Origin of the sequence: Pantoea sp. V106_11, assembly GCF_029967885.1 — a bacterium.
Classification (GTDB): domain Bacteria; phylum Pseudomonadota; class Gammaproteobacteria; order Enterobacterales; family Enterobacteriaceae; genus Pantoea; species Pantoea ananatis.
Genome location: NZ_JASCAK010000031.1, coordinates 1 through 13,820 on the forward strand (window position 1 = coordinate 1; position 13,820 = coordinate 13,820).

A 13,820-nucleotide genomic window follows, 5' to 3' on the forward strand; every position below is an offset into this window, starting at 1 on the left:
GCCGGGCGACGGTTGTCCCGGTTTAAGCGTGTAGGTGTGTGTTCCAGGCAAATCCGGTTCACTTTACACTGAGGCGTGACGACGAGGCACTACGGTGCTGAAGTGATAAATGCCCTGCTTCCAGGAAAAGCCTCTAAGCATCAGGTAACACAAAATCGTACCCCAAACCGACACAGGTGGTCAGGTAGAGAATACCAAGGCGCTTGAGAGAACTCGGGTGAAGGAACTAGGCAAAATGGTGCCGTAACTTCGGGAGAAGGCACGCTGGCGCGTAGGTGAAGGGACTTGCTCCCGGAGCTGAAGCCAGTCGAAGATACCAGCTGGCTGCAACTGTTTATTAAAAACACAGCACTGTGCAAACACGAAAGTGGACGTATACGGTGTGACGCCTGCCCGGTGCCGGAAGGTTAATTGATGGGGTTATCCGCAAGGAGAAGCTCTTGATCGAAGCCCCGGTAAACGGCGGCCGTAACTATAACGGTCCTAAGGTAGCGAAATTCCTTGTCGGGTAAGTTCCGACCTGCACGAATGGCGTAATGATGGCCAGGCTGTCTCCACCCGAGACTCAGTGAAATTGAAATCGCTGTGAAGATGCAGTGTACCCGCGGCAAGACGGAAAGACCCCGTGAACCTTTACTACAGCTTGACACTGAACACTGAGCCTTGATGTGTAGGATAGGTGGGAGGCTTTGAAGCGTGGACGCCAGTCTGCGTGGAGCCGGCCTTGAAATACCACCCTTTAATGTTTGGTGTTCTAACGTAGGCCCGTAATCCGGGCTGCGGACAGTGTCTGGTGGGTAGTTTGACTGGGGCGGTCTCCTCCCAAAGCGTAACGGAGGAGCACGAAGGTTGGCTAATCCTGGTCGGACATCAGGAGGTTAGTGCAATGGCATAAGCCAGCTTGACTGCGAGAGTGACGGCTCGAGCAGGTGCGAAAGCAGGTCATAGTGATCCGGTGGTTCTGAATGGAAGGGCCATCGCTCAACGGATAAAAGGTACTCCGGGGATAACAGGCTGATACCGCCCAAGAGTTCATATCGACGGCGGTGTTTGGCACCTCGATGTCGGCTCATCACATCCTGGGGCTGAAGTAGGTCCCAAGGGTACGGCTGTTCGCCGTTTAAAGTGGTACGCGAGCTGGGTTTAGAACGTCGTGAGACAGTTCGGTCCCTATCTGCCGTGGGCGCTGGAGAATTGAGGGGGGTTGCTCCTAGTACGAGAGGACCGGAGTGAACGCACCGCTGGTGTCCGGGTTGTCACGCCAGTGGCACTGCCCGGTAGCTAAGTGCGGAAAAGATAAGTGCTGAAAGCATCTAAGCACGAAACTTGCCCCGAGATGAGTTCTCCCTGAGCCTTTAAGGCTCCTGAAGGGACGTTGAAGACGACGACGTTGATAGGCCGGGTGTGTAAGCGCAGCGATGCGTTGAGCTTACCGGTACTAATGACCCGTGAGGCTTAACCTTACAACGCCAGAGGCGTTTTGGTTGAGAGACGATTTAAATTTTCAGCATTGTTTACCGGATAAAGAATCTGCGGAAACGAAAGATTTTGCGGCGTGACAGGGCGCAGCGCGAAGACATCAGCGGGAGCATACTGAAGTATGTGACCGGTGTGGCTGAGCGATGGCAACGCGGTCACGATGTAAAAGATTCGTTTCGGCACAAAGAATTTGCCTGGCGGCTGTAGCGCGGTGGTCCCACCTGACCCCATGCCGAACTCAGAAGTGAAACGCCGTAGCGCCGATGGTAGTGTGGGGTCTCCCCATGCGAGAGTAGGGAACTGCCAGGCATCAAACAAGTGAAGAAGCCCTGAACTGACGTTCAGGGCTTTTTTACGTGCGTAACCGGTGAAAAGCGGGGCGTCAGGCCGGCTGTCCTGCACGGCCGGGACCGCGCGAGTGCCTTCCGCGTCATTAAAACCGCCGGATCGGGAAAATGGCGCGTGAGAAAGCCGGATGGCATGCCGCGCCCGGCGTCATATACCTGCACCCCCTGCCCAAAGACGACGAACCGCCTGATCATCGTGATACAACAAACGCCATCGATACAAAAGCCGCAGGTCAACAAAAGCCGCAAGTACCTGACCGCAATCCACCGCATTCCTTCTCTGTTTGAGATCCAGCACAATGCAATAGCTGTTTTTTTAACCGATAGCATTAATCAGGCAACAAGGAATTTGCCGACTACCCAGCTATGAAGGGTAGAACGAGTGAAAAGCAACTTTGCATTGCATCCTGCAAAATCGCGACACCGTTAAACCGGTAGCGGATGCGTTTTCTTCACTTCTCTGAGCGAAATCGAAGAATTAATACTCAGTATCCCCGGTAATTTACGCAGTTCCTTTTCGATAAAAAGACTGTAATGGTCTAAGTCGCGCGCCACGACCTGTAAAAGGAAATCAGCTTCACCGGTAATGTTGTGGCAGGAAAGCACATAGGGATTGGCATTAATCCTGTCTTCAAAATCCCGCGTTGCCGCTTCACTGTGCTGGCTACAGACCAGACGGACAAATGCCATCACGCCAAAGCCCACTTTTCTGCGGTTAACCACCGCCTGATAACCCTCAATAAACGCCTCATCCTCAAGCCGTTTCAGACGTCGCCATGCAGAAGCCGGGCTAACATCCAAATCCTGTGAAAGTTTAAGACTCGATACCCTGCCGTCCTGCTGCAGATAACGCAGCAGCGCCAGATCTTTCTTATCAAGAAGACTCACTGAAATATCCACTCAACCATTGCATGTTTGATGAAGGATAATTTCATAAATAATTATCCGCCTGCAACAGATGAAAAGTAATTTCCGAATCGAAAGGTATAATTTTATGAACGCCTACGATGAGGGTTTACTGATGAAAGCAGTGATATACGAGTCATTTCTGTCGCCGCCGATGCTGCAAACGGTCCCGGACCCTACTCCCGAGCCGCATGGCGTGGTGATTCGGGTCAAAGCCACCGGTGTTTGCCGAAGTGACTGGCACGGCTGGGTCGGGCACGATCCCGATATTCCTCTGCCTCATGTGCCGGGACACGAATTCGCAGGCACAATTGAAGCCGTTGGCAACGCGGTGACTAAATGGCGGCCGGGCGATAATGTCACGGTACCTTTTGTATCGGGGTGCGGCTTTTGTCACGAATGTCATACCGGTAATCAGCAGGTCTGTGACCATCAGTTCCAGCCTGGCTTCACGCACTGGGGATCGTTCGCCGAATACGTAGCGATACAGCAGGCCGACTTAAATCTTATCGCACTGCCGGACACGCTGAACTTCACTACCGCAGCCAGTCTCGGGTGCCGTTTTATTACCTCGTTCAGGGCAGTGGTCGATCAGGGAAGAACGTCGGCAGGTCAGTGGCTTGCCGTGCACGGCTGTGGCGGTGTGGGACTTTCCGCCATCATGATCGCGAATGCGCTCGGAGCAAACGTGGTGGCGGTGGATATTTCGGATGAAAAGCTGCAGCTGGCCCGTGATTTGGGTGCAGTTGCCGTAGTAAATGGCGCTCGCGTGCACAATGTGGCGGAAGCCATCAGAGAAATCACCCAAGGCGGAGCACATGTGTCACTGGATGCGCTGGGTCATACTGTGACCTGCGTGAACTCCATTCATTCCTTAAGAAAAAGAGGCAGGCACATCCAGATAGGCCTGATGGCGGGCGAACACAGTGCACCGCCCATTCCAATGGCCAGCGTTATTGCTAACGAACTGGAGATTATTGGCAGTCACGGCATGCAGGCTCATCGTTACGGCGACATGATGAACATGATCGCCACCGGTAAACTCTGTCCTGAAAAGCTCATTGGCCGCACCATCAGCCTCGAGCAATCCATAGAAGCGTTAATCAATATGGATAAGTTTGAATCACCGGGCGTCACGGTAGTCACGACGTTCTGATGCACTAAAACACCGGCCTGTCTGCACTGCTCGTACACATGTTGTAGAGAAAGGTCGGTCGTTTTTGATATCCGTAGCGGGCTGGCGCGGTGGTCTGACACTTTCAGTTGTTACAGCAAATTAACAACATAAGTCACATTTTGTCATCCAGAACCAACACCTCTTTCCGTTTTATTCCCGTCCATGCTTTACTCAACGCTTTAACGCTGCTTATCAGCATGGAGCCGAGGCATAGCATGTCAGATGTGATCAAAAATCCACAATCGCAGTTGCTCGACAGAAAAAAACGTATCTGGGCCATCGTAGGTGCATCCTCAGGTAATCTCGTCGAATGGTTCGACTTTTATGTGTACTCGTTTTTCTCACTCTACTTTGCCCATATCTTCTTTCCGCAAGGGGATACGACAACCCAGTTGCTCCAGACGGCAGGCGTGTTTGCCGCAGGCTTTTTAATGAGGCCGATTGGCGGATGGTTATTTGGCTATATTGGTGACCGCCACGGGCGAAAAAAATCCATGCTGATTTCTGTCTGTATGATGTGTTTCGGATCGCTGGTCATCGCCTGTCTGCCGGGCTATAACAGCATTGGGATAGCCGCGCCAGCCCTGCTGTTACTGGCTCGTATGTTCCAGGGGCTGTCGGTGGGCGGGGAGTACGGCACAAGTGCAACCTATATGAGTGAAGTGGCCCTGGAAGGGCGCAAAGGCTTTTATGCCTCCTTTCAATACGTCACCTTAATTGGTGGGCAGTTAGCCGCTGTGCTGACGGTGGTGCTGCTGCAGTTCATCTTAACCGACCAGGAGCTACGCACATGGGGCTGGCGCATCCCGTTCTTTTTAGGCGCTGCGCTGGCCGTGGTGGCGTTATGGCTGCGCCGCTCTCTGGACGAAACGTCCGATAAACAGAGCCGTGAGCATCGGGATGCCGGTAGCGTCATTGGCCTGTTACGTAATCACACCAAACCCTTCCTGATGGTGCTGGGCTTTACGGCGGGCGGTTCGTTGAGCTTTTACACCTTTACAACCTACATGCAAAAGTATCTGGTAAATACCTCAGGCATGGATGCGAAAACCGCCAGTGCATTGATGACCGGTGTGCTCTTCGTCTATATGCTGCTTCAGCCCGTTATTGGCGGTTTGTCGGATAAGATAGGCCGACGCACGTCCATGATGATTTTCGGTGCCGGTGCAGCAATCTGTACCGTGCCCATCCTCACCCTGCTGCAAAACGTACAGAGTCCGGGCATGGCATTTGTTCTGATTATGCTGGCACTGCTTATTACCAGCTTTTACACCTCGATCAGTGGGATCCTGAAAGCTGAGATGTTTCCGCCGCAGGTGCGAGCCCTGGGCGTCGGGCTGTCTTATGCGGTGGCGAATGCGATCTTCGGTGGGTCTGCAGAGTACGTGGCGTTACTGATGAAGCACAAAGGGATGGAAACCACCTTCTTCTGGTACGTGTCTGCGATGGGCGCGCTGGCGTTTCTGGTTTCGCTGCTGCTCCACCGGCATGGGAAAGGAATTAAGCTGTAGCAGAGGAAAGGAGTGCCGCAGGCAGGCTGCGGCATTCTGAGGGTTTACAGTATGCGGCTGATGAGGCGGTCAATACGAATACGGCGTAGACGGCGAATCAGCTTACGCACTTTCGCCGGGTAGTCAGCGATGCTCTCCAGCTCACGAAAGTGTCCAACGACCGTGGTATGTTGACGGATCAGCATCAGCTCATGCTGTCGCTGATCGGCCAACTGCTGATGCGGATCGTGGATCAGTACCGCATTCTCGAGATCCAGCCGCCAGGCGCGGGGATTAAGATTGTTGCCTGTGATGAGCTGCCACTCATCGTCAACCCACATTCCTTTCAGGTGATAGCTGTTTTCACCGTCTTTCCATAAACGTACGGTCAGCTGCCCGTTGCTAACGTAGTACTGCAGCCGGCTTAAAAAGCGACGCAGGTTAATTTCGTAGAGGTAGGGCAGTGCACCGATGATCTTAAATGGCTGATCGGGTGCGATATAGAAGTCATTCGCTGTTTTATCACCCACGATGATCTCAACGTCACGCCCCTGACGTAGCAGGCCAATGATATTGCGCACCAGCAGCGCAGGCAGGTTGAAATAAGGCGTGCAGATGGTGAGCTTCTTTTCAGCGCAGGGCATCAAATGGAAAATGGTCTTGTTCAGCAGGCTACGCTTGCCCAGGCCGACCAGTGGCGTCACGGTGAGTTCATCGTTGCCGGCGTTGCCTTCAAACTGATAGTTGAACCCGCGCAGGTCCTGACGAAACTGACGCGTTTCATTTTTAATTTCCGGACTGGAAGGACGCTCAGCATAGTCCAGGCGATTGACGGCCTCGGCGTCTTTTAAATGGTGGTTGATCCATTCGAACATGGTGTCGGCCAGCGCGGGATTACGAATGAGCTGGTAGCGATCGTAGCGATATTTATCGTGCTGATGCAGGTAAACGTCATTCAGGCTGGCCCCGCTGTAGAGCAGCGTATCATCAATGATGAAGCCTTTCAGATGCAGTACCCCGAGTGCCTCGCGAGTATTAACCGGAATGCCGTAGACAGGAATGACGTGGTCGGGATGCTGTTGGGCCATCTCACAATACCAGTCGGCATTGGTCACGCCTCGTGCAGCACCAATGCGGCCACGTTGGGCACGGTGCCAGTCGACTAAAATACTGATGTCGAGCTGTGGGCGAGCGAGTTTCGCAGCATACAGTGCATTCATGACGGCGCGGCCCGCATCGTCATTTTCCAGATAGAGTGCGACGATACAAATGCGCGATTGCGCTGACGCAATCTTTTCCAAAAGCGTCTCACGAAATTCGGCGGGCGAATAAAGCGTCGACACATCCGCAACAGATTGTGACAGTTTAGGCAGCTGTGCGAGGTGTTGTTGGTGTTTATTGCGTTTAAATTTAGACAACATCACAGTGCACTTCTTCTCGGTTCATTGTATGGCCTTTTGCCACCAAATCAGGGTCATAACGCTAAATAATAACATCAACCACGACGAACTGGGCGATTTTTACTTTTCTCTACACGGCAAACTGACATTATCCTGTAACAAAAGCTTAAGACTGACGATGCCATCGTCCATTTGGACATCCACGTCAAAGTTGAGTTTTTTCGCCAGCGTCACCATGCCGCGGTTGCCGGGCATGGTAATGCCATTCAGTTGTTGCAGGCCATGCGCGCGGGTGTAACGGATCATTTTTTCCAGTAAACGTCTTCCCATCCCCAGCCCTTTAAGATCGGAGCGCACCAGTACCGAAAACTCGGCATCAACGTTGTCGGCATCCGAAATCGCGCGGGTCACACCGATGATCTCCGGCTGCCCCTGATGCTGCCGAACGGCGACAATCGCCATCTCCCGGTCGTAGTCAATCTGCGTCATATTGGCCAAATCGTCATGGGTGAATTCATTAATTTCGCTAAAGTAGCGGTAGTAGAGATCTTCTTTCGTCACCTGGCTGATAAAGTCACGCAGCAGCGGTTCATCTTCCGGCAGGATAGGGCGGAATAAGCAGTGCTGACCGTCCTTCAACTCGACCTGTTCTTCCAGGTGCTGAGGATAGGGTCGGATGGCCAGACGCGTTTCGTTATCACCGTCAAAAGGCGCAAGCGTCAGCGTAACGTCCAGTAAGGTGAAATCGCTACCTGCTGCCAGCAGTGGATGAATATCCAGCCGTTGTATTTCCGGGCAATCTACCACCAGGTTAGAGACCTGAACCAGCAGTTGGCTCAGGCCAGCTACATCAAGCGGAATCAAGGCACTTCGGCTGCGGACCTTGCCGCTTTTTATTGCCTGGATCACCAGATAGCGCGCCAGGGTCATATTCAGCGGCGGCAAAGCAACCGCCGCCTGTTTCTCTGCCTGCCACTCTACGCCGCCTTCACCCAGCATGATGATAGGGCCAAACAGCGCATCCTGCTCCACCACAATCCGCAGCTCCTGGGCACCAGCCCGGTTCGCCATGCTCTGCACCACCAGTCCTTCAATACGCGCGTGCGGCAGCGTCTGCCTGACCCGGTCAATAATCGCGTCCGCCGCGCGTTTAACTTCGGCGGCGTTACGTAGGTAGAGCATGACGCCCTGCACTTCAGACTTATGCGCCACATCGGGCGAACGGAGCTTCAGCGCGACCGGATAGCCGGTTTGTTCAGCAATCGTGACGGCGTCCTCACTGTCTTTTGCTATCCAGGTGGGTAACGTCGCGAGGCCGTAAGCTTTAAGAACGGGCTGCACTTCGTGCGTATCCAGCGACAGGATGCCCTTATCCAGCGCCTGAGACAGCAACTGGTGGGCCTGAGCGCTGTCCTGGGTCAGGTTTACCGGCAGGGCGGGGGTTTCCCGCAACAATTTCTGGTTACGCCGGTATTCAACCTGATGCATAAAGGCGGTGACGGTGCCCTCCGGCGTTCGCCAGGTGGGAATGCCGGCCTGAGTAAAAGCACGGCGCGCCGCCTGAGAGGAGAATTCGCCGCACCAGTTGGTCAACAGCGTGAGCTGTTTTCCGCGCGGATGCTGATGAATAAGCTGAATGATTTTCTCTGCGGTTTCGGTCGCCGGGGCAACAGCGCTGGGGGCATGAATAATCATCAGGGCATCTAAATCATGGCTGTCGAGCAGGACGGCCAGGCAGGCCAGATAGCGTTCCGGCGTTGCATCGTCCTTTAAATCGACCGGATTGCCGTGCCCGACGCCCTCCGGCAGAACGGCACTAAGCTGCTCTATCGTTTGCTCGCCCAGCGTGGCGAGCTTACCGTTGCGGGCATAGAGTTCATCTAACGCCAGCGCGGCGGGAGCCGCGCCATTGCTGATAATCATCAGCCGGTGCCCGCGTGGTGGACGCATATGGCTCAGGGACTCAACTGCGGTGAACAGCTCGTGCGTATCCTGCACCCGTAACAAGCCCGCACGCTGGATCGCCGCATCCCAGGCGGCATCGAGACCGCTGTGCGTACCAAGCAGCGCCTGTGCCTGGCGACTGCGGCCGCTTTTGATAATCAAAATAGGTTTGTTACGGGATGCGCTACGGGAGGCCGACACAAACCGGCGGGCATCGCTAAGGTGTTCAAGATAAAGCAGAATCGCGCTGGTTTTGCCGTCACGGGCCAGAAAATCCAGCAGATCGTCCACGTCGGTATCCAGGCTGTCGCCTAAGGCGATAAACCATGAAAAACCCAGGTTACGTTGCTGCGCCCAGTCAAGAATGGTGTTGGAGACGGCTGATGACTGCGATATGAACGCAATACGGCCTTTGGCGATGGGAACAGGAGAAAAGCTGGCGTTAAGCCCCTGCCACGGGGCCAGCAATCCCAGACTGTTTGGGCCTAACAATCGGATCTGCCAGCGGCTGGCGCAGGCTTTTAACTCGGCGAGCTGACTGGCGGGGGCGGAGAGGATGATGCAGGCTTTACAGCCTTTCTCGCCAAGCTGTTGTAACAGCGTCAGATTTCTTTTGTGATGGGTACAGATCACCGCCAGGTCGGGGGCGAAGGGCAAACTGTGAATATCAGGCCAGGCCAGCACGCCGCTAACGGCTTTATATTTTGGCGTCACCGGCAACACCGGGCCGCTAAAGCCGCCCGCCAGCAGATTACGCATCATAAAATAGCCTGCCCGTCCCGGCTTGACCGAGGCGCCGATTACCGCAATTGATTTTGGTCTTAACAGCGCTTCCAGTCCACGTTGACTCATCACCTTCTCCATTCGTCGGCATTTAGGGGAGTGTAAACGCTTTTGGGCTTTTTTACCGTCGGGCAGATCCCAGCCTGAATAATGACAATCGGCCTGTCAGAGCGAGTGTTACCTCTCCTGGCCGGGATGATGCGGCTTACCGGCAAGATAGGCCTGACGGAACTGCTCAAAGTGCAGGGTTAATGCCTCGCCAGCCTCACGGTCGCCGGCCTGGTGCAGCAGCGCCGCGGCAATCTCTGCGGTGCAATGCTGACCTTCGCCATGCGCTTCGCGCAGCCTGTAGCGGGACGGTGCCGTGACATTAAGCGAGATCACCGGAAAGCGATCAAGCCAGGGGCTTTTACGAAACATCTTGCGGGCTTCATTCCAGGTACCATCCAGCATGATAAACAGCGGCGGTTTACCTGACAGCGGCGGCGAATGCACAATCTTGCGACCTTCATCGGCGTAAGATGCAGGGAAAACCACCAGTGGCTGATAAGCCTCACTGGCCACGGCCTGCAGCAGTAAAGGATCGGGCTCGGTGCGTGACCAGCCAAAGGCCTGGGTATCTGGCAAGACGTCGGCGATCAACCGGCCCGTATTACTTGGCTTCATCGGTTCGGTATCAAACATCACCAGACAAAAGCGACTGCGGGCAGACTGCACACGAATGCTGGCGCACAGACAGTGTTTTTCCGGCAACAGACATCCCTGGCAACGAAGCACACGGTTTCCACGTGCCAGAAAGGGACGAGTGGCGCGGGCCAGACGTTGGGCACGTAAACGCAAAACGGCATTTTCAGACATGATTATTCAGGACAAGAAAAAGCGTAGTGTAATCGAAGCGTCGGACAAAGGGAAAAGGCCAGCACGGGCTGGCCTTTTGCGCTTACAGGGATTCGTCGAGCCACTCGTTGAAGGGCGCTTTCGGCATGGCACCGTTTAGCATGTCCACCATCTCACCTTTCTTAAAGACCATAATGGTGGGAATGCTGCGAATGCGGAAGCGACTGCTCAGCGCCGGCTCGGCCTCCGTATTCACTTTAATGAAGCGCACCTTGCCGCTGCGCTCCTGTGCGACGTCTTTAAACACCGGGGCAAAATTAACGCAGGGGCCGCACCATGGCGCCCAAAAGTCCACCACAACCGGCAGATCGTCCTGCAGATAGCTGTCCAGCGTGGCGGCGGTGGCGTTGATGACCTCGCCAGAAAACAGGCTTTCGCCGCAACGACCACATTTGGCACCATCGGCAAGCCGTTCTTCGGGAACGCGATTGGTTGCCTGACAAGACGTGCATACCGTATTCATATAAACCTCTGATAATGAACTAGAGCACTTTGCTCAATATTGTCCATTATGAAAGGGTGGTAAGATCGTCTCAATGTGGATTGCTCTATAGGTACAATAGTTGATAGCTAAGCGCAGTCACATCAGGTAATCTTCGCGCTCTCAATGCAGGAGGAAGAAATGAACGACGAATTTAAAGGCAAAAGTGGTAAGGTCAAAGTCATGTATGTGCGTGGCGAAGATGAGCAAAGCGCGCGCGCGCCGAATCCTCGTACAGGCAAAGGTGGCCGTCCTGCTGCTCGCCGTGAAGACAATCGTCGTTCATCCGGCCCACGCACTGAGCGTAGTGAAGAAGGCGGACGCGGTACAGGCCGTCGCAGCGATAGCGCGCCACGCCGCAGTGACAGCGCACCGCGCCGCAACGATCGCGGCAGCGACAATCGTGATGCTTACGGCAGCAGTGATTCCCCATGGCGCACCGTCTCCCGCGCGCCGGTCGTGGAAGACAACAAACCGGAAAACCCAGGGATTAGCGGTAAAGGCGTGGTTGACGTTGAGCAGATTCGTCGCCAGCGTCTGGAAGAAACCCGCGTTTACGGTGAAAACGCCTGTCAGGCGCTGTTCCAGAGCCGTCCTGAATGCATCGTTCGCGCCTGGTTTGTGCAAAGCGTGACGCCACGTTTCCGCGATGCGCTGCGCTGGCTGGCGGCTAACCGCAAAGCCTATCACGTGGTCGATGACGCAGAGATCACCAAAGCTTCCGGTACTGAACACCACGGCGGCGTCTGCTTCCTGATCAAGAAACGCATGGGCATGGACGTAGCAGAATGGCTTAACAAGGCCGAAAGCAAAGACTGTGTACTGGCGCTTGAAGATGTCAGCAATCCCCATAACCTTGGCGCGATCATGCGCAGCTGCGCGCACTTTGGTGTGAAAGGTCTGCTGGTTAACGATGCCTCGCTGCTGGAATCCGGTGCAGCGGTTCGCACGGCGGAAGGCGGCGCTGAACACGTTCAGGCTATCAGCGGCGCAACCTTTAATGAAGGCCTCGAAGCCTTCCGCAAAGCGGGTTACACCATCGTGACGACCTCGAGCCATCAGGGCACATCCCTGTCTGACGCGGTGCTACCGGCCAAAATGGTACTGGTGCTGGGTCAGGAGCGTGAAGGCTTGTCTGACAGCACGTTCCAGCAGGGCGATATGAGCCTGTCGATTGGCGGCACCGGCAACGTGGAAAGTCTGAACGTCTCCGTCGCTACCGGCGTTCTGCTGGCCGAATGGTGGCGTCAGAACGCCTGATGTTAGCTGATGTATGGTGCCGTGAAACGTGCCATACAGGTTCAGTGTTCCCGGCGGGGCGTGAAAGATGCTCCGCCAGCCCGTTACCCCGCCTTACCCTCCCCGGAGTCGGATGTAGCCTGATCAACATGTTCGTCCATCTCATCAAGCGCCCGTTGATTATCCAGCCCCCATTGATACAGCTGCTCTACCGGTTCCGCGAAGGTCTGGCCCAGCGCCGTTAACGCATAGACGACTTTGGGTGGGATCACGTCGTAAACATGGCGGGTGATCAATCCGCGCTGCTCCAGCTCCTTCAGCGTCTGAAACAACATCTTTTTTGATATCCCCTGCAAACTTCGCTGCAACTCGCCCGTGCGTGCGCGGCCTCCCGGCCAGTGATACAGCGCATGCAGCACCATCGGATTCCACTTGGCAGAAAAAAGATCCATGAGTCGGCGCGGCGGTGAATCCACATAAAAAACCAGTTTACCCTCTATCCAGGCAGGCATCGTCTTCTCCCTCCTTTATGGTCACCAAATGGTAACTACTATCAATAATGGCACTATTTAAGTAGAGTTTGCCGCCCTCCGTTATCAAAAGCCAGTCACTATGAGAGGCACCATGAAAATTAATGCACTGATCGCGCACGATGCGACCCAGCCCCTTACCGCCGGCCAGATCGCGCTGCGCCCGCTTCAGCCGCAGGATGTCCGGATAGAAATCCTTTACTGTGGCGTTTGCCACTCAGATTTGCATATGGCACGCAACGAATGGGCGGTAAGCCATTATCCCCTGGTGCCAGGACACGAAATCGTTGGACGGGTGAGCGAAACCGGTAGCGCTGCCACCCGATTTACGCCGGGTGATATTGTTGGCGTGGGCGTGATGGTGGATTCCTGCCGCACCTGTCATTTCTGTCAGCAGCAGGAAGAACAATATTGTGAAGCCGGTTTCACTGCGACCTATAACGGTACGGATAAATACACCGGTGAATCTACCCGAGGCGGCTATGCTGAGCACGTGGTGGTCGATCAGGACTTCGTGGTTTCGGTGCCACAGCACCTGCCGTTGGCCGGTGTTGCGCCGTTGCTGTGCGCGGGCGTCACTGTCTGGTCACCGCTGCGCCATTTTAACGTGAAAACGGGCGATAAGGTTGGCGTGATTGGCCTGGGTGGGTTAGGCCACATGGCGGTGAAGCTGGCGAGTGCGCTGGGAGCTGAGGTGACGCTTTTCACCACGTCGGCTGACAAAGCCGCGGATGCCCGCCGTCTCGGTGCCCGTCATGTGGTGGTATCACGCGATGCTCAGGCTATGCAGGCCAGCCAGAACGCGCTGGATCTTATCGTTGACTGCGTGGCGGCCCCGCACGATCTTGACCCTTATCTGGCGACGCTCAAAACCAATGGCCGCCTGGTGCTGGTGGGCATTCCCGACAGTCCGCACGCTTCACCGAACGTGACGCCAATGGTGTTCCGTCGTTTAAGCATTAGCGGCTCGTCCATCGGCAGCATTAAAGAAACCCAGGAGATGCTGGATTTCTGCGGCGACAACAACATCACCGCAGACATTGAGATGATTCGTGGAGAGCAGGTCGAAGAAGCCTTTACGCGAATGCTAAAAGGTGACGTGAAATACCGGTTCGTGATGGATATGAAAGCGACGCGCTGGGCGTAA

At 54.9% G+C, this 13,820-nt stretch carries 10 protein-coding genes and 2 rRNA genes; 6 read left to right on the forward strand and 6 right to left on the reverse strand.

Annotated elements, in window-relative coordinates:
- Together QLG08_RS15265 and rrf are read left to right on the forward strand one after the other, a co-directional pair.
- Positions 1-1,463: ribosomal RNA gene (locus QLG08_RS15265) — 23S ribosomal RNA — on the forward strand; the annotation flags it as partial.
- Positions 1,464-1,672: 209 nt separating this feature from the next.
- Positions 1,673-1,788 (forward strand): 5S ribosomal RNA (gene rrf / locus QLG08_RS15270).
- Positions 1,789-2,252: 464 nt separating this feature from the next.
- Here rrf and QLG08_RS15275 read toward each other — a convergent pair.
- Positions 2,253-2,714, reverse strand: a complete 462-nt coding sequence (locus tag QLG08_RS15275; RefSeq protein WP_014605185.1) for an Lrp/AsnC family transcriptional regulator — start codon at positions 2,712-2,714, stop codon at positions 2,253-2,255.
- 106 nt (positions 2,715-2,820) lie between these two features.
- Between QLG08_RS15275 and QLG08_RS15280 the strand changes: the two genes are divergently transcribed.
- Together QLG08_RS15280 and QLG08_RS15285 are read left to right on the forward strand one after the other, a co-directional pair.
- Entirely contained in the window at positions 2,821-3,888 is a 1,068-nt protein-coding gene (locus tag QLG08_RS15280; protein ID WP_015699645.1) for a zinc-dependent alcohol dehydrogenase family protein, read from the forward strand.
- A gap of 236 nt (positions 3,889-4,124) precedes the next feature.
- The gene (locus tag QLG08_RS15285; protein WP_049791859.1) at positions 4,125-5,420 is read left to right on the forward strand and encodes an MFS family transporter; all 1,296 of its coding nucleotides are present in this window, start codon (positions 4,125-4,127) and stop codon (positions 5,418-5,420) included.
- Positions 5,421-5,464: 44 nt separating this feature from the next.
- Here the strand turns inward: QLG08_RS15285 and pssA are convergent, their stop codons facing one another.
- The 4 genes from pssA to trxC form a co-directional block, all read right to left on the reverse strand.
- The gene (pssA, locus tag QLG08_RS15290; RefSeq protein WP_042678092.1) at positions 5,465-6,820 is read right to left on the reverse strand and encodes a CDP-diacylglycerol--serine O-phosphatidyltransferase; all 1,356 of its coding nucleotides are present in this window, start codon (positions 6,818-6,820) and stop codon (positions 5,465-5,467) included.
- Between the two features lie 99 nt (positions 6,821-6,919).
- A complete protein-coding gene (locus QLG08_RS15300; RefSeq protein WP_015699648.1) occupies positions 6,920-9,595 on the reverse strand; it encodes a bifunctional acetate--CoA ligase family protein/GNAT family N-acetyltransferase in 2,676 nt (891 codons plus the stop codon).
- Between the two features lie 108 nt (positions 9,596-9,703).
- Positions 9,704-10,384, reverse strand: a complete 681-nt coding sequence (locus QLG08_RS15305; protein WP_013026876.1) for a tRNA-uridine aminocarboxypropyltransferase — start codon at positions 10,382-10,384, stop codon at positions 9,704-9,706.
- A gap of 82 nt (positions 10,385-10,466) precedes the next feature.
- On the reverse strand, positions 10,467-10,886 hold the full coding sequence (gene trxC / locus QLG08_RS15310) for a thioredoxin TrxC (protein ID WP_013026875.1): 420 nt from the start codon (positions 10,884-10,886) through the stop codon (positions 10,467-10,469).
- A 159-nt stretch (positions 10,887-11,045) separates the two neighbouring features.
- On the opposite strand from trxC, the gene QLG08_RS15315 reads away from it, so the two are divergent.
- Complete coding sequence (locus QLG08_RS15315) at positions 11,046-12,164, forward strand: tRNA/rRNA methyltransferase (RefSeq protein WP_019106304.1); 1,119 nt, start codon at positions 11,046-11,048, stop codon at positions 12,162-12,164.
- Positions 12,165-12,247: 83 nt separating this feature from the next.
- On the opposite strand, the gene QLG08_RS15320 is transcribed toward QLG08_RS15315, so the two are convergent.
- Positions 12,248-12,655, reverse strand: a complete 408-nt coding sequence (locus QLG08_RS15320) for a helix-turn-helix domain-containing protein (protein WP_282472982.1) — start codon at positions 12,653-12,655, stop codon at positions 12,248-12,250.
- A gap of 112 nt (positions 12,656-12,767) precedes the next feature.
- Here QLG08_RS15320 and QLG08_RS15325 point away from each other — a divergent pair, with 112 nt between their 5' ends.
- Positions 12,768-13,820, forward strand: coding sequence for an NAD(P)-dependent alcohol dehydrogenase (locus QLG08_RS15325; protein WP_015699651.1), 1,053 nt, complete (start codon positions 12,768-12,770; stop codon positions 13,818-13,820).